The sequence below is a fragment of the Nocardia sp. NPDC050799 genome (genome assembly GCF_040654015.1).
In the GTDB taxonomy this organism is placed as follows: Bacteria; Actinomycetota; Actinomycetes; order Mycobacteriales; family Mycobacteriaceae; genus Nocardia.
Genome location: NZ_JBFAHF010000031.1, coordinates 59,719 through 85,984, shown reverse-complemented (window position 1 = coordinate 85,984; position 26,266 = coordinate 59,719). Strand labels below are relative to the sequence as shown.

The 26,266-nt window shown below is 70.5% G+C and carries 19 protein-coding genes; 8 read left to right on the top strand and 11 right to left on the bottom strand.

Annotated elements, in window-relative coordinates:
* Positions 1 to 24: 24 nt before the first annotated feature.
* Both AB0H42_RS27085 and AB0H42_RS27080 read right to left on the bottom strand, forming a co-directional pair.
* On the bottom strand, positions 25 to 744 hold the full coding sequence (locus tag AB0H42_RS27085; RefSeq protein WP_357060871.1) for a TIGR03089 family protein: 720 nt from the start codon (positions 742 to 744) through the stop codon (positions 25 to 27).
* A gap of 16 nt (positions 745 to 760) precedes the next feature.
* Positions 761 to 2,167 (bottom strand): LCP family protein, encoded by a 1,407-nt coding sequence (locus tag AB0H42_RS27080; RefSeq protein ID WP_357060908.1) that lies wholly within the window; start codon positions 2,165 to 2,167, stop codon positions 761 to 763.
* A gap of 213 nt (positions 2,168 to 2,380) precedes the next feature.
* Here AB0H42_RS27080 and rfbD point away from each other — a divergent pair, with 213 nt between their 5' ends.
* Genes rfbD through AB0H42_RS27065 form a run of 3 tightly spaced genes read left to right on the top strand, consistent with a single transcriptional unit; the run spans position 2,381 to position 5,298 of the window.
* Positions 2,381 to 3,250, top strand: a complete 870-nt coding sequence (rfbD, locus tag AB0H42_RS27075) for a dTDP-4-dehydrorhamnose reductase (RefSeq protein WP_357060868.1) — start codon at positions 2,381 to 2,383, stop codon at positions 3,248 to 3,250.
* Between the two features lie 11 nt (positions 3,251 to 3,261).
* Positions 3,262 to 4,164 (top strand): glycosyltransferase family 2 protein, encoded by a 903-nt coding sequence (locus tag AB0H42_RS27070; RefSeq protein ID WP_265803992.1) that lies wholly within the window; start codon positions 3,262 to 3,264, stop codon positions 4,162 to 4,164.
* Positions 4,165 to 4,218: 54 nt separating this feature from the next.
* A complete protein-coding gene (locus tag AB0H42_RS27065; RefSeq protein ID WP_357060866.1) occupies positions 4,219 to 5,298 on the top strand; it encodes an NDP-sugar synthase in 1,080 nt (359 codons plus the stop codon).
* Positions 5,299 to 5,301: 3 nt separating this feature from the next.
* Here AB0H42_RS27065 and AB0H42_RS27060 read toward each other — a convergent pair whose 3' ends face one another.
* Positions 5,302 to 6,819 carry a carboxylesterase/lipase family protein gene (locus AB0H42_RS27060; RefSeq protein WP_357060905.1) on the bottom strand — a complete coding sequence of 506 codons (1,518 nt, stop codon included), beginning with the start codon at positions 6,817 to 6,819 and terminating at the stop codon, positions 5,302 to 5,304.
* Between the two features lie 170 nt (positions 6,820 to 6,989).
* Here AB0H42_RS27060 and AB0H42_RS27055 point away from each other — a divergent pair, with 170 nt between their 5' ends.
* Entirely contained in the window at positions 6,990 to 7,211 is a 222-nt protein-coding gene (locus tag AB0H42_RS27055; RefSeq protein ID WP_357060863.1) for a zinc ribbon domain-containing protein, read from the top strand.
* Positions 7,212 to 7,301: 90 nt separating this feature from the next.
* Here the strand turns inward: AB0H42_RS27055 and AB0H42_RS27050 are convergent, their stop codons facing one another.
* The 4 genes from AB0H42_RS27050 to AB0H42_RS27035 all read right to left on the bottom strand — a co-directional run bounded on the left by AB0H42_RS27050 (position 7,302) and on the right by AB0H42_RS27035 (position 11,070).
* The gene (locus AB0H42_RS27050) at positions 7,302 to 7,604 is read right to left on the bottom strand and encodes a SelT/SelW/SelH family protein (protein ID WP_357060860.1); all 303 of its coding nucleotides are present in this window, start codon (positions 7,602 to 7,604) and stop codon (positions 7,302 to 7,304) included.
* A 54-nt stretch (positions 7,605 to 7,658) separates the two neighbouring features.
* Positions 7,659 to 8,099, bottom strand: coding sequence for a YchJ family metal-binding protein (locus tag AB0H42_RS27045; protein ID WP_357060858.1), 441 nt, complete (start codon positions 8,097 to 8,099; stop codon positions 7,659 to 7,661).
* Positions 8,096 to 8,431, bottom strand: coding sequence for a hypothetical protein (locus AB0H42_RS27040; protein ID WP_357060855.1), 336 nt, complete (start codon positions 8,429 to 8,431; stop codon positions 8,096 to 8,098). Before AB0H42_RS27040 ends, AB0H42_RS27045 begins: the two co-directional genes overlap by 4 nt.
* Positions 8,432 to 8,571: 140 nt before the next feature.
* Positions 8,572 to 11,070 carry an AAA family ATPase gene (locus tag AB0H42_RS27035; protein WP_357060853.1) on the bottom strand — a complete coding sequence of 833 codons (2,499 nt, stop codon included), beginning with the start codon at positions 11,068 to 11,070 and terminating at the stop codon, positions 8,572 to 8,574.
* A 504-nt stretch (positions 11,071 to 11,574) separates the two neighbouring features.
* On the opposite strand from AB0H42_RS27035, the gene AB0H42_RS27030 reads away from it, so the two are divergent.
* The 4 genes from AB0H42_RS27030 to AB0H42_RS27015 are packed head-to-tail and all read left to right on the top strand — an operon-like array spanning position 11,575 to position 19,134.
* The gene (locus tag AB0H42_RS27030; RefSeq protein WP_357060852.1) at positions 11,575 to 14,439 is read left to right on the top strand and encodes a DUF5691 domain-containing protein; all 2,865 of its coding nucleotides are present in this window, start codon (positions 11,575 to 11,577) and stop codon (positions 14,437 to 14,439) included.
* A complete protein-coding gene (locus AB0H42_RS27025; protein WP_357060849.1) occupies positions 14,436 to 15,539 on the top strand; it encodes an AAA family ATPase in 1,104 nt (367 codons plus the stop codon). The genes AB0H42_RS27030 and AB0H42_RS27025 overlap by 4 nt, the downstream gene beginning before the upstream one ends.
* Positions 15,536 to 17,968, top strand: a complete 2,433-nt coding sequence (locus AB0H42_RS27020; protein WP_357060847.1) for a DUF5682 family protein — start codon at positions 15,536 to 15,538, stop codon at positions 17,966 to 17,968. Before AB0H42_RS27025 ends, AB0H42_RS27020 begins: the two co-directional genes overlap by 4 nt.
* On the top strand, positions 17,965 to 19,134 hold the full coding sequence (locus AB0H42_RS27015) for a VWA domain-containing protein (RefSeq protein ID WP_357060844.1): 1,170 nt from the start codon (positions 17,965 to 17,967) through the stop codon (positions 19,132 to 19,134). The genes AB0H42_RS27020 and AB0H42_RS27015 overlap by 4 nt, the downstream gene beginning before the upstream one ends.
* 55 nt (positions 19,135 to 19,189) lie before the next feature.
* Here AB0H42_RS27015 and AB0H42_RS27010 read toward each other — a convergent pair whose 3' ends face one another.
* The 4 genes from AB0H42_RS27010 to AB0H42_RS26995 form a co-directional block, all read right to left on the bottom strand.
* Positions 19,190 to 21,703: an ABC transporter permease gene (locus AB0H42_RS27010; protein ID WP_357060902.1), complete on the bottom strand. Its 2,514-nt coding sequence runs from the start codon at positions 21,701 to 21,703 to the stop codon at positions 19,190 to 19,192.
* Between the two features lie 64 nt (positions 21,704 to 21,767).
* Positions 21,768 to 22,544, bottom strand: coding sequence for an ABC transporter ATP-binding protein (locus AB0H42_RS27005; protein ID WP_357060841.1), 777 nt, complete (start codon positions 22,542 to 22,544; stop codon positions 21,768 to 21,770).
* Between the two features lie 162 nt (positions 22,545 to 22,706).
* Positions 22,707 to 24,608, bottom strand: a complete 1,902-nt coding sequence (locus AB0H42_RS27000) for a protein kinase (protein WP_357060840.1) — start codon at positions 24,606 to 24,608, stop codon at positions 22,707 to 22,709.
* A gap of 252 nt (positions 24,609 to 24,860) precedes the next feature.
* A complete protein-coding gene (locus AB0H42_RS26995; protein WP_357060837.1) occupies positions 24,861 to 26,210 on the bottom strand; it encodes a protein kinase in 1,350 nt (449 codons plus the stop codon).
* Between the last annotated feature and the right edge of the window lie 56 nt (positions 26,211 to 26,266).

Below are 26,266 nucleotides of genomic sequence, written 5' to 3'. Positions count from 1 at the left end.
CCTACCGTGGTAGGAGACGAACCGTCACAGGATGCAGGTGACCCGTTCGCTCTCTACCCGCCGCTCCCGCAACGCCGGATCCGGATTGGCCACCTGGACCAGGGAGGCGCCCGCGGTGAGCACCGCGAGATAGCCGTCGATCAATTCGGCGGGCGTATCCCAGGAGGCACTGGAGAGCACCCGGTCGCCTTCGGCGAAACCCTGCCGGGCAGCGGATTTCCGGGCCTCGGTGAGTACCTCCGATACCGGCATACCGTCGAGGGCCGCACCGGTGCCGCCGGGCAGGAACTGATCTCCGTGCACGCGGACCGCGGTCGCGTAGTCGGTGACCCCGATCGGCAGATTCCGGGCCGGCCCGCCCATCGGGTCCAGCGACAACGCCGCCACCTCGGGCGCGTCCTCGGTTTCGGCCAGCCGGTCCGCCGCGGCGAAAACGAGTTCCGCGTCCGGGTCGGCGTGCAACACCACTTCGGTTCCGGCCCACCAGCAGCCGAGCAGGACCGCCGCGGTCTGCCAGTGGGCGGGCAGCAGCACCGCGACCCGGGCGCCCGGAGTGAGCCCGAACTCGTCGCGGATCAAATTGCCGGTTTTGGCGGCCCAGTTGGCGAGGGTGATCCCGGACAGCTCGATCCGGGCGCCGGTCGCGTCGTCGTACCAGGTGACGCGGGGGGCGGCCGGTTCGCGGTCCAGAATCGGCTCGAGCACCGCTTCGGGAAGGGTTGTTGCCTGGTCTATGTCACGCATCGTCTGCTTTCGGCGCTCAATTCACACAGGTGGGTCCGTCTTCGGCCGCCGCAATCGGCGGCGCGGGCGGCACCGGAGTGGCCGAGGTCGACGTAGAGCCGAAATCGATCACGTCTCCGCTACCGGATCCGGGGCCAGCGTAGTCGCTCGTCAGCACCACGCTCACCGCTCCCGTCGCAATCGACGGATCCGAGACGACGGGTACCCCGCCCAGCGCGGCCGCGACCGCCTTCGCGCCCGGATCCGACGCCGAGGGGGCGCGCACCTGGCTCTGCGACACCGGCCCACCGGAATAGTTACCCACTGACCCCTGGGTGTAACCGAGACCGAGGAGTTCCTGGGCGACCGCGTTCGCCAGGCCCGAGACCGTGCTGGAGTTGTACACCGATACCTCGACGTTGCCCGGGTTCACCGAGGGGGTGGTGGTTTCGGTCTCGGGCCGGCGGGTCGGTTCCTCGCCGACCAGCGCGGCGACATAGTCGTGCACCTCGTCGGGATCGACGCGGACCACCGATTCCCCGTTGGTGGTGGTGCCGTTGAGATCGGCGACCGGAACCGTCTCGAAGGTGACCTCCCCGGCGGCGAGACCCTGGAGCTGGTTCAGGAAACCGATCAGATCCCAGCCCTCGTCGAGTACGACGGTGCGCCCCACGGCGTCGCTGAGTTCGCGCAACCGGCTCGGATTGCTCAGCGTGTCAGCGCTCACGACCTGGTGGACCAGCTGGGCCATGAACACCTGCTGCCGCACGATGCGGTCCAGGTCGCCGCGTTCGAGATTGTGGCGTTGCCGCACGAAGCTCAGCGCCTGGGGCCCGTCGAGCTTCTGCCGCCCGCCCGGGAAATACGCTCCCGAGAGCGGTTCGTCCACCGCATGGCGCAGGCAGACGTCCACCCCGCCGACCGCGTCGGTGAGCAGGACGAAACCGAGCAGGGAGACCTCGGCGTAGTGGTCGACGGTGATCCCGGTGAGCCCGGCCACCGATTCGATGAGTGCCTGCCGGCCGCGCTGGGTCGACTGCTCCTCGGCGTCGTCCGCCGAGACCCCCTCGGCGAGCAGATCGTCCTGCACGGTCTGTTTGGTGACCCCGTACGCGGAATTGATCTTGCCCTTGCCCAGGCCCGGGATATCGACATAGGCGTCGCGGGGTATCGAGATGGCCGTGGCCGAACGGCCGTCGTTGGGCACGCGCACCAGCACGATGGTGTCGGTATTGGTGCCTATCTCGTCACCGGCGTGCAGCATGGCCCGTTCGGCGTCGGTGAGGGGGTTGCCCTTGGCGTCGGTACGCGAATCCACGCCGACGAGCAGGATGTCGACCGCGCCGTCGGTATGCCCACCCAGGCCCAGATCGCTGATCCGCTCGATGTTCGAGACCAGGGAATCCACCCCGCGCCAGGCGAACCCGGTCGCCACCAGCACCATCAGAGCAACCGATGCGACCAGCACCCGCACCGGGCTCCACAACGTCGGCTCCCCACGCTGCGCCACCTTGGACTTCCTCTCCCCTTACGGATCGGTCGAGGACCCCGACCCACTTCGCGTATGCCGTCGAAACACCTTCCGCACCACGCAGGCTAACCAACAGCAGCCCGGGTGACCCCGATTCGGCGACCGACGGCGTGCCAGACTGGGCCGGTGAACGCCGCGCTACCGCCCGCAACCGAAGTAGCCGACCGTCTCCTCGTCACCGGGGCGGGCGGTCAGGTGGGTGGTGAACTACTCCGGCTGATACCCGCTCTCCGGGCCTTCACCCGGTCCCGGCTCGACATCACCGATCGGGCAGCGGTGGAATCAGTGGTCCGTCCCGGCGATATCGTCCTCAACTGTGCCGCGTTCACCGCGGTCGACCGGGCCGAATCGGAACCCGACAGCGCGTTCGCCGGTAACGAGACCGGCCCGGCGGTACTGGCCGCGGCCTGCGCGCGCGCCGGCGCCCGGCTGATCCACCTCTCCACCGACTACGTCTTCCCCGGCACCGGAGACACCCCCTACGAACCATCCGATCCCACTGGGCCCACCACGGTGTACGGCCGCTCGAAACTCGCCGGGGAACGTGCGGTGCGTGATCTGTGCTCGGGGGCCCACATCGTGCGGACGGCCTGGGTGTACGCCGGGACCGGCACCGATTTCGTGACCACCATGCGTCGCCTGGAAAAGGAACGAGACACCATCTCCGTGGTGAACGATCAGATCGGCTCCCCCACCTTCGCCGCCGACCTCGCCGCCGGACTGCTCGAACTGGCCGCGAGCCCCACGGCACCCGCTGTGTTGCACGCCACGAACTCCGGCCGGGCCAGCTGGTACGACCTGGCCCGCGCGGTATTCGCCGGTATCGGCGCCGACCCCGAGCGGGTCCGGCCGTGCACCACCGCGGAATTTCCCCGGCCCGCCGCCCGGCCCGCTTTCTCGGTGTTGTCCGGGACCGCTTGGCGCGAGGCCGGACTGACGCCTTTGCGCCCATGGGAATCCGCGCTGACCGAGGCACTGAACCGGGCCGCCCGTTAGGGTGGTGCGCTGTGAGCGCTTCCGATACCCCGCACGACCGGCCACGTCTGGCCGTGGTCACGGTCACCTATTCGCCGGGCGAACATCTCGAGCATTTCATCAGCACCCTGGCCACGGCCACCGCGGAGAAGCCGCAGGTCATCCTGGCCGACAACGGCTCCACCGACGGTGTCCCCGAACTGGTGGCCGACGCCAATGCCCATGTGCGCTTCCTACCGACCGGCGGCAATATCGGATACGGCGGCGCCATCAACCGGGCCGTCGCCGAACTCGACCCCGAACTCGAATACGTGTTGATCGCCAACCCGGATATCCGGTGGGGCAACGATTCCATCGACATCATGCTCGAAGCGGCCCAGCGCTGGCCCCGGGCCGGCGCCATCGGGCCCATGGTCCGCGAACCCGACGGCAGCGTCTACCCCTCGGCTCGCTCGGTGCCCGGGATCATGGACGGCGCGGGTCACGCGATCCTCGGCGCCGTCTGGAAGACCAACCCGTGGACCCGGCGCTACCGTCAGGAGAACGAGGAGATCTCCGAACGCACCGTCGGCTGGCTGTCCGGGTCGTGCCTGCTGGTGCGGCGCGCGGCGTTCGATTCGATCGAGGGCTTCGACTCGCGGTACTTCATGTACATGGAGGACGTCGACTTCGGCGACCGGATGGGCCGGGCCGGCTGGCACAACGTCTTCGTGCCCGACGCCGAGGTCACCCACGCCAAGGGGCACGCGGCGGGGCGCCACCCCGAGACGATGCTGCCCGCCCACCACGCCAGCGCCTACCGCTTCCAGGCCGACCGGCATCCGCACTGGTGGCAGGCCCCGCTGCGCTGGGCGCTGAAGGCCGGACTTGCGGTGCGCTGCCGGATTGCGGTTCGATCCGCTCTGCGTGCACGGGAGCGGGAGCAGGCCGGGTAGACAACCGACCGCTGCCGTGCCGGGTCGATGATCGAAAGGGAACAAGGGAGCTCCATGGCATCACAAGCAGGCGCGGACGCGGTGATTCTGGTCGGCGGAAAAGGGACACGGCTGCGGCCGCTGACCCTCTCGGCGCCCAAGCCGATGCTCCCGACGGCCGGGCTACCGTTCCTGACCCATCTGCTGACCCGGATCGCGGGCGCGGGCATCACCCATGTGGTGCTCAGCACCTCCTACAAGGCCGAGGTCTTCGAGGAGTACTTCGGTGACGGCGCCGAATTCGGCCTGGAACTCGAATACGTCACCGAGACCGAACCGCTGGGCACCGGCGGCGGTATCCGCAATGTGCTGTCCCGGCTCACCGCGGACAACGTCATGGTGTTCAACGGTGACGTCCTCGGCGGCACCGACCTGACGTCCATTCTGGAGACCCACGAGAAGACCCGGGCCGACGTCACCCTGCACCTGGTGCGGGTCAGCGATCCGCGCGCCTTCGGCTGCGTACCGACCGACGCCGACGGCCGGGTCACGGCCTTCCTGGAGAAGACCCAGGACCCGCCGACCGACCAGATCAACGCCGGCTGCTACGTCTTCCGGCGCGAATACATCGAGAAGATCCCGGCCGGGCGCCCGGTCTCGGTGGAGCGCGAAGTCTTCCCCGCGCTACTGACCGAGGGCGCCCGTGTCCAGGGTCACGTCGACACCTCGTACTGGCGGGATATGGGCACTCCGGAGGACTTCGTCCGGGGTTCCGCGGACCTGGTCCGCGGAATCGCCCCCTCCCCCGCGCTCCCCGGTCAGCGCGGTGAATCCCTCGTGCACGAAGGCGCCGGGATCGCCCCGGGCGCCCTGCTCATCGGCGGTACCGTGGTGGGCCGCGGCGCGGAAGTAGGCGCCGGTGCCCGCCTCGACGGCGCCATCCTGTTCGACGGCGCCAAGGTGGAGGCCGGGGCCACGGTGGAACGCTCCATCATCGGTTTCGGGGCTCGCATCGGCCCCCGCGCCCTGGTCCGCGACGGAGTGATCGGCGACGGTGCCGTCGTGGGCGCCCGCTGCGAACTGCTGCGCGGCGCCCGGGTGTGGCCGGGAGTCGAGATCCCCGACGGCGGGATCAGGTTCTCCACCGACGTGTGAGAGTTACGCGAAGCCGACGGCGCGCTCTCCCCAGGCGGTGAGCAGGTCGCCCTCCGGGTCCGGTACCACTCGGTCGATCGAATCGATCAGCAACGTGTCCCGCGACTCCGGATGGTAAGGCGGCCAGTGTTTCGACCCGTCCAGCGCGGCCGGGACGCCGTGCACGGCGAAGGCCAGCCAGCGGCGCATCATCCGGCCCGAAACCTCGGCGGCCTGTCTACGGCCCCCGAGCCAGAAGGTGGGGTCGTGGTCGAAGGTGCCGAAGTTGCCGAACACGTACGGCAGTTCGGTGGCGTGCCCGGCGCCGACCCGGGCCGCCCGCAGCATGGGCGTGGCGTGGTCGAACCGGTACATCCAGGTCCGTGAATGCTGGGCGTGGCCGTCGGCCACCCACAGGGCCGGCATCCGGAACGCCGCGTCGGTGGACATGGCCAGCGCACCCCGTGGCTTCGCCAGGTCGGGATACACCGCGGTGATCTCCGCGAGCCGTTCCGCCGTCAATCCGGGATGCCCGGCCTGCACCTGTTCGAGCATCATGTTCACCGCTTGCGGGGTCACCGGCATGATCGGCGACCGGAACAGCCGGAACAGCGACGCCTCGTCCTTGTTGGTGCCGATGATGAGCGGTACCCGATGTGACCGCCCGTCCCGGAATCGGTCGGTGGGATAGCCGGGCAGCAGATCCTCGTCGACGACCGGGGCGGCGGCCAGAGTGCCGGGCGCCTGCAGCGGCACCTCGTCGATCAGGACCGCGGCGGCCCGCACGATCCGCTCGAGTGGGCATTCGAGCAGTTCACCGATCCGGGCGCGGGGCAGGTCGACCAGTTCACGGAAGCGTTCGGCCACCCCGGCCGCGCGTTCCTGCCCGTACACGGCGGTGGCGGGCGGGCTCTGCGCGATGGCCCGCTGAAACAGGCCGGCGGCCCGCGGCGCGGTGAGCAGCGCGGTGACACAACCGGCCCCGGAGGATTCCCCGAAAAGGGTCACATTCCCCGGGTCGCCGCCGAAGGCGCCGACATTGTCGCGCACCCATTCCAGGGCCGCGAGCTGGTCGAGGAGGCCCAGATTGGGAACGAACTCGTCGGACAGCGACGACAGGTCCAGGAACCCGAACGCGCCCACCCGGTAGTTCACCGTCACCACCACCACGTCACCCATCTCGGCCAGGTGGCGACCGTCGTAGACGCCCTGGGCCGCGGAGCCGAGGCAGTACGCGCCGCCGTGCAGCCACACCATCACCGGCCGCGGTTCCTCCGACGCGGTGGCCGGCGCCCAGATATTGAGCCATAGGCAGTCCTCGCCCATGGCCAGCGAGCGGTCCATGGGCACAGTGTTGGCCATATCCTGCGGCGCGATCTGCCCGGCGACCAGACAGTCACGGACCCCGTCCCAGCGTTCCGGGGCCCGCGGGGGCCGGAACCTGCGAGGTCCGGCGGGTGCGGCGGCGTAGGGAATACCCCGCCAGACCGCTACCGCGCCCTCCCGGCTACCGCGGACCGTGCCGAACTCGGTCCGCGCCATCGGGGCGCGCTCGTCGCCCACCGCAGGCGTCCCCTCGAAGCACTGGACGTTCATCACAGACCTCCTCTACCTGTGCATTCGAGGGTACGACCGAAGTGGTTACACTTCGGTTCCAAAAATGTCGCGTTGCATCGCGAAAAAGGGCCGCCGGGCCGCCCTAGAATTCGGGCATGCCGAGTTATGAGTTCCGCTGCCGCAGCTGCGGCGACACTTTCGAGATCAACCGACCGATGGCACAGGCGTCGGATCCGGCCCGGTGCCCACACGGCCACGACGACACCGTGAAACTGCTGACCACCTTCGCGACCATCGGCCGCGCGGCTGCTCCGGCCGTCTCCGCGCCCGCCGTGCCTACCGGCGGTGGCTGCTGCGGCGGCGGGTGCTGCGCCTGATCCGCATCCCGAACCGGATCGCCGCCCGGCCCGGCCCGGCGGATCCGCGGGGCGGTGTGGCGTCTCTTCTGCTGCAGCCCTGGGCACGACTCATTCCGTGACGCCGGGATCCGCGCTGCCGCGGTCGCGGTCGATATGGCCGAGATCGCGCTCCGGGGCGATCCGGTCGCGGACCCGCTGTTTGAGGACGGCGATATCCGGAAATCCCCCGTCGGCCCGGCGCTCCCACACCTGGGTGTCGTCGACCATGATGCGGAAGACGCCGCCCTCACCGGGAATCAACGCGACCTCGCCGATATCGGTGGTGAAAGTGGCCAGCAGCTCCTGGGCCATCCAGCTCGCACGCAGCAGCCAGCGGCACTGGGTGCAGTATTCGATGGCGATACGCGACACGACAGGCACATTACCGGCGGACGGGACGGGTGGCCGGGCAGCCGGCCGGGCCGGTCACCATCTGTCGACCTCCCCGTCCACGTACTGCCAGCATCCGTCGACCCGCAGGAACCGGCTGGTCTCGTGCAACCGGCCCCGGCCACCCGGATCCCGATAGTGCGCGGTGAATTCGACGGTCCCGGATTCATCGAACGGACCGCCCCCGGCCGTGTGCTGGATCTCCACGAACAGCCAGCGCCGGGCGGGGTCGAGATCGAGTTCGGCGGGGCACGTACCGGCGTGCCAGGTGCGCCGTAGATAGCCGATGTCACCCACCGCGAAGGCGGTGAACCGGGACCGCATCAGCGCTTCGGCGGTAGGCGCCGGGCGACCGGCCAGCAGCGGACCGCAGCAGTCACCGAAAGTATCGCCGCGGCGGCACGGGCACGGCTTCGTATCGTCCACGTCCCGATTGTGCCCGGCGGGTGCCGGCCGCCTCGGATACCGCCCGCTCATCCGGGTACGGCGGCCAGTTCGGTGGCGATCCGGGCAGTGTCGTCGCGCCAGCGGCGCAGCTCGGTGACACCGGGCGCGAGCTCGTAGTCGTGATGATGAGTGGCATGCGACAGCGCGGTCCACAGGGCGGCGATCCGGGCGGCGGTGAGCGGGTCGGTCACCACCCGCAGCGCCAGGAGCTGGGCCCGCATCGGACAGCGTGCGAGGTCGGGTTCGGTTCGCGACCACAGATCGTCCACCGACTGTTCGAGCGCGATCCGCAGGATCCACGCGGTCGCGCGCGACCAGACGCCGCCGGCGGCGGGCACCGATCCCTCCAGCAGCCGATCCACCACCGCCAGTCTGTCCCCGATACCGGGCCGCGGCACGGGGTCCTCGGCGGGGCGGGGCCGCACCGGCCGGCCGTCGGTCCGCGGGCCGCGGCTCCGGCCGTCGCCTCCGCGCCGCCCCGAGCCCCGGTCCCGGCGTCCGCTCACCCCGCCAGCCACTCGGCGAAACGTTCGGTATCGGCGATCAGCTCGGCGAGATCGCGGTCGATCGGTACATGGGCGCCGGCGGTGGCATCGCGCACAACCTCGACCGCCCAGCGCCCCTCCTTGGCCAGCTGTTTGTTCAGATCCTCGATCCGGTGCCCGGGACCCAGCACCGCGAGGGTGACCATTGCCCGGGTCGATTGGGCCCGGTCGATCCGCCGCTGGACCTCCCGGTGATCCATCCCGCCGCCGAGCAGCACCCGCTTGGCCCGGGCCAGGCTCGCCGCCTCCAGCGCGGAACGGCAGCAGGTCGCGACGAGTTCGTCGGCGATGGTCCGGGGCAGCTGCGGAGTGCGCAGCAGAGCGCGCGCGTCGTCGAGGTAGCGGTGAACCGGGTCGCTGGACAGCCGGACCTCCACCACCGAGCGTTCCCGGCGCTGCACCTCGACGATCCGGGCGTCGATCTGCATCCGGCGCACTGCCTCGGCGAGCCGGTCGTCGTGGGTGAACACCACCACCTGGCGTTCCCAGGCGACAGTGGCCAGCACCCGGGCCAGCCCGTCCACTTTGGCGGGATCCATCGCCTGGACCGGATCGTCGATCACCACGAACCGGAACGGGCTCGCCGCGACGGTCGCCCGCGGCAGGAACAGGGCCAGGCCGAGCGCGTGCAACTCGCCCTGGCTCATCACCCCGAGCGCGGCGCCGTCCACATCGTCCACGGTCACCTCCAGCTGCACCCGGCGCGCGCTGTTCGCGTTGCCCTGCAAATGGATGCCGCCGAGTTCGACGCTGCTCTGCTGGCGCAGGGTCTGCCACACCCACCGGGCGGTCCCGGCCAGCGGGGCCAGCCGCTCGTCACGCACCCGTGCGGTGGCCGCTTTCAACCACTCCTCGGCCGCGCGGGTGGTCTGTCGTTCCGCGGCCTGCGCGGTGACCGTGCGGGTGAGTTGGAGCCAGGCACTCAGGCGCGGCGCGAACGGTGCCCAGGCCTCGTCGAGCCGGTCCAGCTCCTTACCGGCGCACTGCTGGGCGAAATCCAGTTCCGCGGACAGATGCTCGTGCTCGGCGCGTAACCGGCCGGGCAGTTCGTGCGGCTCCCCGGATTCGGGCAGACCGACCCAGCGGACCCAGGCCTCGCCCAGCGCCACGGTATCGAGGCCTGCCGTCTCCGCCGCGGCCAGCGCCGGCGGATGTTCGCCCGTGAGCACCCGCAGTTCCGCCAGCGCCCGGGTGAGCTCGTCGCGGGCCCGGACGAGATCCGCCGTCCGTACCGACAGTCCGTCGATCGCGGCCGCGGTATCGAGCGACCACTGCCGATCCAGCGTGCCGCCACCGCAGACGGGACACGGCGCGGTGCGGTGATCGTCGGCATCCGGGCCCGTCCGTGATCCGGCCGACGAGAACGCCGGATCGGCAGCGGGCGGCCCGTGCGTGGTGACATGCGCGTACGCGGCCCGCAATACGTCGAGGACGCGCAGGTCCGCGGCCATTTCGGGTGAGGTTGCCGCGGCGACCGCGGCAGCCGCGGTGGAGATCCGGGCCGCCAGCGCGGCTATCCGCCCGGCCGACGGCAGCTCGAGGGCGAGTACCGCGCGCAACGCGGCCGGTTCCGGCCCGCCGGCGGTATCCCCCACCAAAGTCTCGAGCGCGGCGATATCGGGGGCCGGTTCGCGCAACAGCGCGACCGCGCGCCGCGCGCGCGGATCGGTGACCTCGGCGAGTTCGGTCAGCAGGGTCTGCCTGTCCCGGCGCGCGGTCCGGGCCGCGCGCTCGAGGTCCAGGCGGCGGACCCGGATTCGCTCGTGCGCGACGATCAGTTCGTCCAGACCGAGCAACTGGTGCAGCGCGTCGAACAGTTCGCTGGGCTTCCCGTCCACCAGCGCGCCGAGTTCGCTGTAGGACAGGAAAGGCCGGTACAACTCCATGGGCAGCGCCCAGTCACCGCTCGCGAACACCTGCGCGGGCCCGTCCCCGTGCCGCTGGGTCCAGGTGCCGCCCGGCAGCGGTTCCTCGGCGTCCCATTCCCGGGCGACGGTCAGCGCGGGTTCCGGGCCGTCGGTGCGCAGTTCCAGTTCCACCCGGACCGGGCCGGACCGGTGCAGGTTGCGCCAGCCCTCGCGCCATGCGGTCGAACGGCCGTCCCAGCGCCGGTTGCCGCCGGTCAACGCGAGTTCCGCGGCTTCGGCGAAACTCGATTTCCCGCTGCCGTTGCGGCCGGTCACCAGCGTCAGCCCCGGGCCGGTGGGCAGTTCGAGCGTGGTCTCCGGCCCGATACCACGGAACCCCCGCACCCGGATGGCGCGCAGAAAGACGCCGTCGAGGCCGGAACTCGTTGCGTTCGCGGTCGATTCGGCGGATCCGGGCGGCGGATCGAGGGCCGCGCGCACGAGCGCGGCCACCGCGGCGGGAATATCCGGATCCGCATCGACGCGGCGCGTTATCACGTCGGCGGGCCGGACGGATGTCGCCCCGGATTCCTCACGCACAGAGTTCACGGAAGTTCTCCACCCCCTCGAGGCCACACGCCTGTCGAGCCCCCGTGTGTGGTCGTACGGTCGAAAGCTGTGCGGAACGCTACCCGATAGCGGCCGTTCCGGACAGAGCCGGTTCTCGGCTCCGTCCCGGACGGTTGCGATACACCGCGCCGGAACCGAGCGCGGGGAAGTACGCACGGCCGGCGGCTCGAACGTGCCCGCGGGGATGGGATCTGGTCATCGGCCGACCCGACCGGCTGCCGATGGCCACCCCTCGCCAACCCCGTCGGGCAGCTCGTCGGTGTGTCACCCTTCAGGGGTGGCTCGGGCTGGCCGAACAGAACAGAATGCCAGACTCGATCGGATCACGCAACATTTGCGATATTGCCCAGCGCCTCGAATCCGGTTCGGCGCCAAGCTCTTCCATCAGTGACCATGCCGCGGAGAAATTCTGTCGGTGCGGTGCGATAGAAATCTCTCGACCGAGAGACGGGGCATCATGACCGACCGAAACGAGTCCGCCGGATGACACAACGGTGGAGCGAGAACCAGGTGACAGCACTCGCGCCCGATACGAGTTCCCTCACCGCCGCCCGCAAACTGGCCGGAAAATGGTCCGGCACCGGCTGGTCCGGGACCACACTGTGGGGATTGTGCAAAGGCAGCGGGCAAACTCCGTACCAGACGATCATCGATCTGGCCGGGCCCGCTTTCCGCTGCTCCTGCCCGAGCCGCAAATTCCCGTGCAAACACGGCCTGTCACTACTGCTGATCTGGTCTGTGGGCACGGTGGCGGAGTCCGCCGAAACAGCCGATTTCGCCGCCGAATGGATCGGCCGGCGCGCCGCGAAGGCAGCCGCTCCCCCGAAACCGCCGCGCGGCGGCGATCCGGCCACCGCGCAGCAGCGGCAGGAACGGGTGAAAGCCGGCCTGGCCGAACTCGATACCTGGCTCACCGACCAGATCCGCACCGGACTGGCCCAGACAGATCGCTCCCACGCGGCGTTCGAGGCGGTGGCAGCGCGGCTGGTGGACGCCCAGGCGCCCGGCCCGGCCGCCGCGGTGCGCCGCCTGCCCGACGCGGTGGTGCGCCGGGCGAACTGGCCGGAGGTGCTGCTGGGCCGGTTCGCGTGGCTGCACCTGCTCATCACCGCCCATACGCGATCGGACACGCTGCCCGCACCGCTGGCGGCCGCCGTCCGCAGCCATATCGGCTATCCGGTTCCGGCGGAGACGGTGCAGGCCGAACCCCCGGTGACCGATCGGTGGCTGACCGTCGGCATGCGCACCGAGGAAGAAGACCGGCTGCACACCCGCCGGACCTGGCTGCACGGCATGCGCACCGGCCGGTGGGCACTGCTGGTGGATCATTCTTTCGGCTCGCCCGTCTTCCCCGCGAACACCCCCCCGATCGGCCTCGCGGCCGAGTACGCGGTGCACTTCTATCCGGTCGCGGCGCCGCTGCGCGCGGTGGCCGGATCGGCCCGGGGCGAGGCGGCAGCCACCGCCGCGGAACCACCGGAGACCGCCGGATCGGGGACCGTCGCCGCGGCGCTGACGGATTTCGCGACGGCGGCGGCCGCCGATCCGTGGCTGGAGTCCTGGCCTGTGCTGCTGCGCGGGGTGACACCTGTCCGGCAGGGCGAGGACTGGCTGATCGGCGAATCCGACGGTACCGCGCTGCCACTCGCGGAGCCCGCACAACCGTGGCGGCTGCTCGCGCTGTCCGGCGGCCGGCCGGTGACCGTCTTCGGTCTCTGGACGGGCCGGCGGCTGGAGCTGATCTCCGTCCTGGCCGACGGAGATTTCCACGATGCCGGGCCCGCCGCGGATGCCGCCGGCTCCGCCGTCGCCGCCACACCGGAGGCGGCGTCGATCGCCCTGCTGGGTACCGCACGCGGCGCGGGCACACCGTCGGGGATCGGTGCACAGGTCGCCGCGGCCGTCGCGGCGCTTCCGGAGCGGGATGCCGCGCAGCGCCTGCTCGCGACCACCGCGCTGGAGCTGGCCTGGGCGCGCGGCGGCTATCTGCCCCGCCGGGTCGAGGTATCCGGTGCGCCGGCCGCCGACGACCCGCGACCGGCACTCCCCCGTGCGGCCGCCGACCGGCTGGCCCTGCTGATCGAATCCCGGCCCGAATTCCTGTCCGAATGGTTCGCCGCCGCCGCACCGCACGAGTACCGCGCCCCGCACCGGCTGGTGGGACCGCTGCTCGAATTCGCCGCGGGCAACGGCGAATCGCGCGAGGCGGCCCTGCGGCTGGCCGGCACCCGCGGCCGCTGGCTGGCCGAATGGATTCCGCGCTGGCACGATCTGGCGCGGCGGGATACCGCCGAGCCCGAACCCACCGAGGAGACCTGGCACCTGGGCCGACCGCCGGAACGGCTCGCCTGGCTGATCGCGCTGCGACACCGGGATCCGGCTGCCGCACGCGCGGCCCTGACCGAGGCGTGGCCGCGGGAATCGGGCGCGCCGAAGGCCGAACTGCTCGGGGTACTCGCCGACGGGCTGAGCGCCGCGGACGAGGAACTGCTCGATCGGGCGCTGGGCGATCGGCGCGGTGATGTGCGCCGTACCGCCGCCGAGTTGCTGGCCCGGCTACCCGCCTCGGCGTTCGCCGAGCGGATGGCCGCACGCGCCGCCGACTGGATCAAATGCGGCGATGCCGGTGCGGGTCAGGGAACCGAGCTGTTCGTCGGCATCCCGGAGACGCTGGACGAATCGGCGATCCGCGACGGTTTCACCGACGGCACCACGGAATTCGGTTACCGCTGGAACGGGCAACCCGATCTGGCGGCGACCCGGCTGCGGAAACTCGTGGCCGCGCTACCGCTGAGCTACTGGACCGGCCCCTTGGGTCCGCCGGTACGCGCGGTCGTGACCCACGTGGACGACCGTTTCCGGCAGCCGCTGTTCGACGGCTGGATGGATGCCGCCCTCGCCCAGCGCGATACCCGCTGGGGAGAGGCCCTGTTCACCGCCGGGATGCCGTCGAACCTGGCGATCCTGCGCCGTCGTGAACTGTTCGCGCTGCTCCCGCCCGGCGACCAGCTGCGCCATCTGCTGCGGCTCGGTACCTCCTGGCTGTCCGAACTCGAATCCCTGCTGCCCGCGGTGGCCCACCCCTGGCCTCCGGAACTGGCCCGGCATCTCCTGCACCTGTTCGAGGAACGGGCCCGGACCGCCGCGGCCCGGCGGGGCGCGCCGGGCACCTACCCCAGCGCGCACCGTTCGCTGTTGCACACCGCCACCCTCCATCTGCCACCCGACTGCGCGGGCGAGGTCACCGCGCTGGCGGGCCGCTGCGAAGCCGACGACTGGGCCGCGGCCCTCGGACTGCTCGCCCACGACCTCCACCAACGATCCGCAATGCTCGAGGAGCTGAAATGAACACCGTCACCGAACCCGCCCCGGCGCTGCTGCGCCCGCACGCCGAACAGGCATTCGCCGACGAACTGCGCGCCCTGATCGCCGTGGACGATCGTCCGCGCCCGCCGTCGTGGACCATGTCACCGTGGGCTGTGGTCACCTATCTGCTGGGCGGCGCCCTGCCCAACGGCACCGTGATCAGCCCCAAATACGTGGGACCGCGCCGGCTGATGGAGGTCGCCGTCGCGACCCTGGCGACCGATCGCGCCCTGCTGCTGCTCGGTGTCCCCGGCACCGCGAAGACCTGGGTCTCCGAACATCTCTCGGCTGCCATCAGCGGGTCGTCCACCCTGCTGGTCCAGGGCACCTCGGGGACCGCCGAGGAAGCCATCCGGTACGGCTGGAACTACGCCCGGCTGCTCGCCGAGGGTCCCAGCGATGCCGCGCTGGTGCCCTCGCCGATTTTGAACGCGATGCGCACCGGTGCCATCGCCCGGCTCGAGGAACTCACCCGGATCCCGTCGGATGTCCAGGACGCGCTGATCACCATTCTGTCGGAGAAGACCCTGCCGGTTCCCGAACTCGGGATGGAAGTGCAGGCCGCCAAGGGTTTCAACATCATCGCGACCGCCAACGACCGCGACCGCGGCGTGAACGAACTGTCCTCCGCACTGCGCCGCCGGTTCAACACCGTCGTCCTCCCGTTGCCCGGCAGCGAAGCCGACGAGATCGATATCGTGACCCGCCGGGTCGAACAGCTGGGTTCGGCGCTGGAACTGCCCGAGGTCCCGGCCGCCGCCGAGGAGGTGCGCCGGGTGGTGCGTATCTTCCGGGAGCTGCGCACGGGCCTCACCGCCGACGGCCGGACCAAGCTGAAGTCTCCGTCGGGCACGCTCTCCACGGCCGAGGCCATCTCCGTGATCACCAACGGTATGGCGCTGTCGGCGCATTTCGGTGACGGTGTGCTGCGGGCCGCCGATATCGCGGGCGCGGTGATCGGTTCGGTCGTCAAGGATCCGGTAGCCGATTCGGTGGTGTGGACCGAGTACCTCGAGGCCGTGGTGCGCGAACGTCGCGAATGGTCCGATTTCTACCGCGCCTGCCGGGAGATCAACGGATGAGCCGCGCGCAGGCGGCCGAACCCGGAGAGACCCGGGTCTTCGGGATACGGCATCACGGCCCCGGTTCGGCGCGGTCGTTGCGCCTGGCACTGGAGGAGTTCCGGCCCGACACCATCCTGATCGAGGGCCCGGCGGACGCCGACCCCTTGGTGGTCCATACCGCCGCCGCGTCGATGGCGCCGCCGGTCGCCCTGCTCGGTTATGTCTCCGACGAACCGGCCCGGGCCGCGTTCTGGCCGTATGCGGTGTTCTCCCCGGAATGGCAGGCGCTGCGCTACGCGGTCGACAACGAGGTACCCGTCCGGTTCTGCGATCTACCCGCCGCCCAGGTCCTGGCCGTCGACGACCGCGCCGGTGGCCGTGACGCACTGGCCGAACTGGCGGCCGCGGGCGGCTACGACGATGCCGAACGCTGGTGGGACGCGGTGGTCGAATCGACTTCGGACAGCGGGACATTCGAGGCCATCACCGAGGCCATGGCCGCGCTCCGCGAGACCGCGATCATCGAACCGGAAACCGGAACGGTCATCGGCCCGACCGGTGCGCCCGAAACCGAGGGCGGTACCGCCGATCCGGAGGCTCCACCGGCCGGCGAGTTCCAAGCCGCCTCCGCCGATGAGGTCGGCAACGGCGATCCCGGCGCCGCACCGGCTGCCGAACATCCCGGCGAGTCCCCGACCCCCGCACCCGACGAGACCGACGGTCCGGAGTCGGCGCCCCCGCAACCCGAACCGCTGATCCTCGACCGGCACACCCTGATCCGCGAAGCCCATATGCGGCAGGTACTGCGCAAGGCGCGCAAGGACGGCGCCCGCCGGATCGCCGTGGTCTGCGGCGCCTGGCACGCCCCCGCGCTCCAGGAACCGCTCGGACCCGCCGCCGCGGATCTCCGCCTGTTGAAAGGCTTGCCGAAGGTCAAAGCAACCCTGACCTGGGTGCCGTGGACGCATTCGCGGCTCGCCGCCGCGTCCGGTTACGGCGCGGGAGTCACCTCGCCCGGGTGGTACCACCATCTGTTCACCGAGACCGAGCGCCCGATCGCGTCCTGGCTCACCAGGGTCGCGGGCGTATTGCGCGCCCACGACCTGCCGGTCTCCAGTGCCCACATCATCGAGGCCGTACGGCTCGCGGAAACGCTGGCGGCCCTGCGGGCGCGGCCGCTGGCCGGGCTCTCCGAGGTCACCGAGGCGACCCGCGCGGTGCTGTGCGAGGGCGACGATACGGCGCTGCGTCTGGTCGGGACGGAGCTGGTGGTGGGCGAGTCACTCGGCGCGGTACCGCCCGAGGCGCCGACCGTACCGCTGGAAGCCGATCTGCGGGCCGCGGCCCGTACCCTGCGGCTGAAACAGGAAGCGCTGGTCCGCACGCTGGACCTGGACCTGCGTAAAGAACGCGATATCGGCAGATCGAGGCTGCTGCACCGGCTCCGGCTGCTCGGCGTGCACTGGGGTACACCCGGCGCCGGTACCGTGCAGTCGAAGGGTACGTTCCGGGAGACCTGGGAACTGCGCTGGGAACCGGAGTTCGCGGTCCGGGTGATCGAGGCCTCCCGCTGGGGTACCACGGTGCAGGCGGCGGCCGAGGCGAAGATCCTCGATACGGCCGCGCGGTCCGGCAGCGGGGTCACCGAACTCACCGAGGCGCTGGAATTCGCGTTGCTCGCCGAACTGCCGGGCGCGCTCGACGGGCTGATCACCCGGCTCGGTTCGGCGGCCGCGGTGGACCACGATATGACCCATCTGCTGGCCGCGCTGCCCGGTCTGTTGCGCACGCTGCGGTACGGAGACGTCCGCGGCACCGATACCTCGGCGCTGACCCATGTCGCCGACAGCATGCTGGTCCGCATCTGCGCCGGCCTGCCCGCCGCGGTCACCGGACTCGGCGACGACACCGCCGCGGCGCTGCGCGATCAGCTCGATACCGCCACCACCGCCGTCCATACCCGGGACCACGCCGAATCCACCGAACAATGGCTGTCGGTACTCGCCCGGCTGGCCGACCGGCCCGATGTGCACGGCCTGCTGGTCGGCCGGACGGTACGCCTGCTCTGCGACGCCGACCGGATCGATACCGAGGAGGCGGCCCGGCGGCTGGCGGCGGCTTTGTCGGTCGGCCACACCGCCGCCGCGAAGGCCGCCTGGGTCGACGGTTTCGTCGGCGGCCGCGGCCTGGTGCTGGTCCACGATCGTGCCCTGCTGCGGCTCATCGACGGCTGGCTCGCCGGTCTGTCCGAGGAGCAGTTCGTCGAGGTGGTACCGCTGCTGCGCCGCACCTTCGGCGCCTTCGAATCCGGGGAGCGCCGCGCGATCGGCGAAGCCGTGCGCGACGGCCGCCCGGCCGCGACCGCTCCCGGGGCCGCCGAAACCGATCCGGCCCGCGGCCTGCTCGCCCTGCGCACCGTCGCCGACATCCTGGGAGTCCCCGCTTGAATACCACCCCACTGCACGGTCTCACCGACGAGGCCCGGCTGCGCCGCTGGCGCCTGGTGCTCGGCGCGGCCGCCGAACCGGCGCTCGGCGGACTCGGCACCGCCGACGACAAGGCCATCGACAAAGCCCTCGGCGCGGTCTACGACAACGGTGGCGGCTCCCGTGGTGATCGGGCCGGCGGCCTGGGCGGGTCGGCGCCGCGGGTCGCGCGGTGGCTCGGTGATATCCGCACCTACTTCCCGTCGACCGTGGTGGAGGTGGTGCAGCGGGACGCGGTGGAGCGGCTGAACCTCACCCAGCTGCTGCTGGAACCGGAACTCATGGAGGCGGTCGAACCCGATGTGCATCTGGTCGGCACGCTGCTGAGCCTGAACCGGGTCATCCCGGAAACCACCAAGGCCACCGCTCGGATGGTGGTATCGAAGGTGGTCAAGGAGATCGAGCAACGGATCGCGACCCGTACCGTGGCCGCGGTGAGCGGGGCGCTCAACCGGTCCGCCCGCACCTCCCGGCCCAAACCGCGCGATATCGATTTCGACCGCACCATTCGCAAGAACCTCGCCAATTACCTGCCCGAGCAGCGCACCATCATCGCCGAACGGCTGGTGGGTTACGGTCGGCGGGCCCAGGCGGTGCATCGTGATGTGATCCTGGCGATCGACCAATCCGGTTCCATGGCCTCCAGCGTGGTGTACTCCTCGGTATTCGGCGCGGTCCTGGCGTCGATGCGATCGCTGCGCACCTCACTGGTGGTTTTCGACACCGAGGTCGTGGACCTCACCGAAAAGCTGTCCGACCCGGTCGATGTGCTGTTCGGCACCCAGCTCGGCGGCGGGACCTACATCAACCGGGCCATCGCCTACTGCCAGTCGCTCATCACCCGTCCCACCGACAGCCTGTTCTTCCTGATCTCCGACCTCTACGAGGGCGGGGTCCGGGAGGAGATGCTGCGCCGTGTGCACGCCATGAAGGAATCGGGTGTCCAGGTGGTGGTACTGCTGGCGCTCTCCGATGACGGCGCGCCCTCCTACGATCGCGAGAACGCCGCGGCGCTGGCGGCACTCGGCGTGCCGGCCTTCGCCTGCACCCCCGACCGGTTCCCGGACCTGCTGGCCCAGGCGCTGAACCGGGGGGATCTCATGCGCTGGGGAACCGAGCACCGCTGAAACCGTGCGCGCACTCCGTGGCCCGGCCCGAGCGGGCCGGGCCACGGAGCCCGACTCACAGGTCGGCGATCGCGGCCAGCGGTGGGGTGCGCGCGGCCCGGATCGCCGGCCAGAGCGCGGCCAGTACTCCCACGATCGCGGAGCCGACCAGCATGTACACCAGCTGATCCCACGGCACCGCGATCTGGTCCAGGCCGAGATCCCGCAGGGTGCGCAGGAATCCGACGCCCAGGCCCAGGCCCAGGATCGCCCCGACGAGGGCCCCGAACACCGCGATCAACATGGATTCCAGGTAGATCGTGCGGCGTACCTGTGCCCGCTGGGTGCCCACCGCGCGCAGCATGCCGATCTCCCGGCGGCGCTCCACCACCGAAAGCGCCAGGGTGTTCACGATGCCCAGTACCGCGATCACCACTGCCAGGGCGAGCAGACCGTAGAGGATGGCCAGCAGGTTGTTGATCTGCTTGGCGTTCTCACCCTTGAACTCCTCGCGGTCCATAACCTGCACGATCACGAATTCCTCGGTGGCGCGCTCCAGATCGGTGCGCATGGACGCGAGGTCGGCCCCCGAGCGGGCCTTGATCAGTACCGCGACATCGGCCCGCAGGGATATCGGAACCGCCCGCTCGTAGACCGTCGACGGCACCATCAGCGGCCCCAGGACCCGCGAATCCGTGTACACCCCGGCCACCGTCAACGGGATCTCCGTACCGTCGAGGGTTTTCACCGGTAGCCGGTCACCGGTGGTCACGCCGTGCTCGGTCGCCTCGTCCTGGCCGAGCAGGATTTCGGAGTCGCCGAGGGTCGCCGAACCGCTCAGCATGTCGAGGTTCACGACCTGGTCCAGGGGGCCGTCGGGCGAGGTCCCGAATTCGTCGTCGTCACCGATCTTCAGCGCCAGTCCGCGCAAGCCCACGGTCTGCGCCGCCTCGGGCACCTTCGACCGCACCGCGTCGGCGGCGTCGGTCGGCACGCCCATCATCTGCGGCCCGGTGAGGACGTAGTCGGCTTCGATGCCCTGGTCCACCACTCGGGAGATGCTGACCTTCGCCGATTCGCCGAGCATGCCGATGGCGGTGACCAGCATGAGTCCCAGGGTCAGCGCGAACGCGGTGGCAGCGGTACGGCGGGGATTGCGGGTCGCATTATTGCGCGCCATCCGTCCGATCGATCCGAACGGCCGGATGAGCAGGCCCAGTCCGGCCAGCACCGGGCGCGACAGCGCGGGCGAGGCGAACAGCACCGCCAGGATCAGGCCCAGCGCCCCGACACCCACCACGGCGGCCGCCCCGCCGCCGGTGTTGCGGGCGCCCAGCACCACCAGCACGATGCCGGCGACCGCCAGTACCGCGCCGGTCACCGTGCGCGCCCGCAGGGTGTCACCGGCGGAGGCGAACTCCTCGCGCATGGCCTGGACCGGCGGAATCCGGGAGGCACGGCGGGCCGGCGCGTACGCGCTCACCACCGTCACCAGCAGGCCGACCGCGAAGGCGACCGCCACGGTCCGGGGCAGGACGGCCATCCGGCCCGTCGGCAATCCGAGATCGAACGCGTTGAGCAGCCCGGCGAGCCCGTAGGCGAGCCCGATACCGGCCAGCAGGCCGAGCAGACTGCCGAGCACGCCGACGACCAGCGCCTCCCCGACCACCGACCGGCCCACCTGACCACGGCTCGCGCCGACGGCCCGCAGCAGCGCGAGTTCGCGCAACCGCTGCGCCACCAGCATCGAGAAGGTGTTGTAGATGATGAAGGTGCCGACGATCAGCGCGATGGCGCCGAAGGCCAGCAGGAAATAGTTCAGGAAGTTCAGCGCCTCGGAGAGCTGGGACCGCATATCGGCGCGCACCTGGTCGCCGTTCTGCACCTTGTAGTCCGGGTACAGCATGGACAGCCGGTCACGCAGGGTGTCTCCGGGTATGCCCTCGGCCGCGATATCGACGTAGGCGACGTGGGTCCCGTCGGTGAACAGTTCCCGGGCCTGGGCCTCGGTGAACTGCAGCCCGATCATGCCCCCGGTATCCGCGGGCAGCGCGTAGATGCCGGTGAGCGTGACATCGATCGGACCACCGTGGGAGGGGACGAGCACCTTGGTGTGGTCCCCGACCTTCAGGCCGGCCCGTTCGGCGGCACCGGTGTTGAGGGCGAACTGGCCGGATTCGGCGGGGGGTACACCGGCGACGAACGGATCGGGCTCGGCGACCGCCTGCTGCGGCGAGATATAGGCCTGCCCTGAACTGGGCGCGCCGCCGGTCTGCACCGCTTTCTTCCCGGACGGATCGAGCAGCACCACCGACCCCTCGATACCGGGGGCCACGGTGCGAACGCCGTCCATGGCGGCGATCCGGTCGACCACGTCCTGGGGAATACCGGCGGACTGCCGCTCCTCCGGGCTCACCCGCACATCGACGCCCTTGGCCTCATTGGCGAAGATCCCGTCGAAGGTGCGCTGCAGCGTATCGGTGAAGACGAACGACCCCGCGATGAACGCGGTCCCGAGTACCACCGAGAGCAGAGTCAGTACCAGCCGCACCTTGTGCGCGGCGAGATTGCGCAGCGCCACCCGGCGCATCGGATTGGCGGCCACTACCGGACCGCCCGCGCCGGCCGGGGACGCTCGCACATTCCAGGGTGCGTCACCGGACCTCCAGGGCTTTCATCCGGTCCAGCACCGAGTCGGCGGTCGGATCGCGCATCTCGTCCACGATCCGGCCGTCGGCCAGGAAGACCACGCGGTCCGCGTAGGCCGCGGCGGTGGGTTCATGGGTGACGATAACGACCGTCTGGCCGAATTCGTCCACCGCCGCCCGCAGGATCGACAGCACCTCGCCGGAGGAGTGGGAGTCCAGGTTGCCGGTCGGTTCGTCACCGAAAATAATCTGCGGTTTAGCCGCCAGCGCCCGTGCACAGGCGACCCGCTGCTGCTGGCCGCCGGACAGTTCGCTGGGCCGGTGACCCAGCCGGTCCTCCAGACCGAGCCGCTTCAGCACCGTGTTCAGCCATTCCGAGTCCGGGGGTCGGCCGGCGATATCGAGCGGCAGGGTGATGTTCTCCAGTGCGGTCAATGTCGGGACCAGGTTGAACGCCTGGAACACGAAGCCGACGCGGTCCCGGCGCAGGGCGGTCATCTGTTTGTCGGACAGGTCGGTGAGCTCGATGTCACCGATCAGCACCCGGCCCGAACTGGCCTCGTCCAACCCCGCCAGACAGTGCATGAGGGTCGACTTCCCGGAGCCGGACGGCCCCATGATCGCGGTGAACTCGCCCCGCGCGAAATCGACCGTTACCGCGTCCAGCGCGGTGACCCGCGTATCCCCGGACCCGTAGACCTTGGTCAGTTCGATGGCGCCGGCGGCGACGGTGGACGGGGTGCCCGGCTCGGCCGGGTCCACGTCGACAGCGTGAGCAGTCATGGGTCCAGTGTGTCGGGCCGCCGCGAGCGGCGCCATCCGGGATCGCCCTGACCACTCCTACACCTGCGGGGTCGCCGCGTACGCGGGTGGGATGACACCCACCGCCAGAAAACGAAACGGCGGGCCCACCTGTCGTGGGACCCGCCGTTGTCGCTACGTCGCTCAGTTCAGTGGTGCCGACTTCCACCAGGTCAGCATCTCGTCGACGGTGCCGACGATGCCGTCGGTGTACATCAGGTACTGGGCTCGTTCGGGATGGTTGGTGAACACCGTGACCATCTTCGGGCCGTCGCTGTCCCATGTGTAGTTGGTGTAGGTCTGGCCGCCGTTGGCGTCGGTGGACTTCTCCGAGGTCGCGGGCAGTCCCTTGACCACCGATTCCACCTCGGCCGCGGAGGCGTAGGCGTAGATCCGGTAGAACGGATCGTCGTTGTTGTTACCGCCGTAGCAGCGCCACTGCCAGGCCCATTTACCGAAGTCGGGTTCGCCGTCGTCGGGGCTGGGTGTGTAGCTGTTGTCGGTCTCCCAGCATTTCGCGTCGTGGTACCCGACTTCTTCGGACGTCGACCCGGGCACCAGCTGCGGGAATTCCTTGCTGATGGAGTCCGCGGTCGCGGGTACCGGGGCCACGGTGGTCTGGGTACTGGTTCCGGCGGCCGTGGGGTCCGTTTCGCCGCCTCCGCCGCTCCCGGCGAGGGCCACCACGCCGATGACGACGCCGATCAGCACCACGAGCCCGACACAGATGGCGACGATGAGTCCGGTGTTCGACTTGGGCGGGCGCGGCGCCTGCTGGACCTGAGCCATCGGCTGCGGATAGCTCGTGGGCTGGGTGTATCCGCCCGGTGTTCCGCCGCCGTACGGCTGGCCGACGGGCGTGGTGTACCCGAGAGTGCCACCGTAGGGCTGCTGGTGCCCGTCGCCGGGACCCTGCTGGAATCCGCTCGCGTACTGCTGGCCCGGCGCCCCGCCGGCATAGGGCTGGCCCTGGACACCACTGGCATAGTGCTGACCCTGCACATTGCTCGCGTAGGGCTGGCCCTGGACACCACTGGCATAGTGCTGACCCTGCACATTGCTCGCGTAGGGCTGGGCCGGTGCGCCCCCGGCGTAGGGCTGGGGCGCCGCGGTGCTCGGGTACTGATTCGCCCCGCTGTTGTACGGCCCGGACTGATAGGCCGGGTTCACCATGGTGGGCGGCGGTACGGCCAGCGGGATCGCCGGAGAACTCGGCGAGGTGAGCGCCTGTTTGGCGGCTTCGGCGAATTCGGTGCACGAGGTGAACCGGTCATCGGGACGCTTCGCCATCGCTTTGGCCAGGACCGCGTCCAGCGACGGCGGCAGTTCCGGCCGGGCCGCGCTCAGCGACGGCGGCGGTGACTGCAGATGCCCTTGAATGACCCCCGCCGGATTGGTGGAGGTGAACGGCCCGCTGCCGGTGAGCAACCAGTACAGCGAACAGGCGAGCGAATACTGGTCCGAGCGGTGATCGAGGTCGGCGCCGGTGAGCTGTTCGGGTGAGGCGTAGGCCAGTGTGGCCGTGAACGTACCGGTCTGGGTGAGGTGTCCGGTGTCGTCGCGCAGGCGCGCGATACCGAAATCGGTCAGGTAGACCCGTTCACCACGGCCGCCGGTCGAGCGGGCCAGCAGGATATTGGCCGGTTTCACGTCCCGGTGCATCACTCCCATACCGTGCGCGTAGTCGAGCGCGGACGCGGTTTCGGCGATGATCTGGACAGCCCGTTCGGGCGGCAACTTCTGCGGATCCACCGAGGCGGCGTCGATACCGTCGATGTACTGCATCGAGATCCACAGCTGTTCGTCTTCGAGACCGCGGTCGTAGACCGTGACGATATTGGGGTGGTCCAGGCGGGCGACCAGATCGGCCTCCCGTTCGAACCTGGCGCGCACCTCCTTGTCGAAGAACATCTCGCGGTTCAGCAGTTTGAGCGCTGTCATCCGCGGCAGCCGCGGATGTTTCGCGAGGTAGACCGAGCCCATCCCACCCCGGCCGAGTTGCCGGTCGATGACATAGCCGGCGAAAACATCGCCGTTGGCCAGCATGTCTGCTCCAATTCCCGCCTGCGGGACCGGGACCCACCGGTACGCAGGCGTAGACGAAAAGCGTGTCCGGACCGCAGCGGTCCGGGCACGCGAAATCATCGAAACCATAGCAGCAGTCGATGGAGCGCCGAGGGCTCTCACCGGTCCGCATACGCAGCCGCAACACGGTCGCTACACCGGCACTGCGCTACCGGCACGCCGCCGGAACCCCGGCACCGGGCCGACCCACCACCGATACACGGGATCCCGGCGCTATGGCGTCGCGCCTGGATCCCGGGGCGGCCGGGGCGGTTGCGCCACCGGCGGGGCCACCCCGGGAAGGTTGCGGAAGCCGGGCAGATCGATCATCGCCGGCTCGGCCGGATTCGAACGGTGCGCCCGGCCGGGGCGGGTGGCCCGTTCGTCCGCCGGGGACACGGTATCGGGCGCGTGCCGGGTGTCGGGGTTCGGCTGCCGGAACTCGGCCGAACCCGGTTGCGGCCCGGCCGTGGCCGGGGGCCGGTGGCCGCCGGGGCCGGGCGGCGGACCGGGCTGCCGGTATTCGGCGGACCGGTAGGGCGGGGCCGCGCCCGGATGCGGGTACTCGGTGGACGGATACCGCGGCGGCGGCGGACCGGGGCGACGGTGTTCGGTGGCGGGATAGCCCGGCACGCCCCGCGTTCCGGGCTGCCGGAACTCCCCCGATCCGTACCCCGGGGCGGGTCCCGTCGGCGCCGGATACCGCTGCGCGGGCCGCAATCTGACCCCCGGCGGCCCGCCACGCGGTCCCGGCGGGCGCAGTGTCCGCGCGGCGGCCGTCGCGAATTCGGTACAGCTGAGGAACCGGTCGGCGGGATTCTTGGCCAGGGCCCGCGCGAGGACCTCGTCGAGCCCCGGGGGCAGTCCCGGCCGGATCCGGGTGAGCCGGGGCACCGGTGCGGTCAGATGAGCCTGGATGAGCTCGGCCGGATTGTTGCCGCGATACGGCCCCGACCCGGTGAGCAGCCAGAACAGGGTGCAGGCCAGTGAGTACTGGTCGCCGCGGTGGTCGAGTTTCGCGCCGGTCAGCTGTTCGGGTGCGGCATAGGCCAGGGTCGCGGTGATGGTGTCCGCCGCGGCGATGGTGGTTTCGGCGTCACGCACCCCCGCGATACCGAAATCGGTGAGCAGCACCCGTTCCGGCTGCCCGATGGGCGGCTTCGCGAGCAGGATGTTGCCCGGTTTCACATCCCGGTGCAGCACCCCGTTGGCGTGGGCGAAGTCCAGGGCGATCCCGGTATCGGCGACGATCTGGACCGCCCGCCGGGGATCGAGGACGTGCAGATCCACCAGCGAGGCATCCGAACCCGGCACGTACTGCATCGAGATCCAGAGCTGTTTGCCCTCGGCGCCGCGGTCGTAGACGGTGACGATATTGGGATGCTCGAGCCGGCCCGCCAGTTCGGATTCCCGTTCGAATCGCAGACGGATCTCCCTGTCCAGGTACAGGTCCGGGTTGAGCAGTTTCAGCGCGACCAGCCGCGGGAGCCGCGGGTGCCGGGCGAGGAACACCATGCCCATCCCGCCGACGCCCAGCCGCCGCCGGATGGCATAGCCCGCGAAGTCGTCACCGGGCTCGAGCATGGCCGATTCCCCCTCGTCGGGTCGTACGCGTGTCTTCCGGTGTATCTTCCCGCACC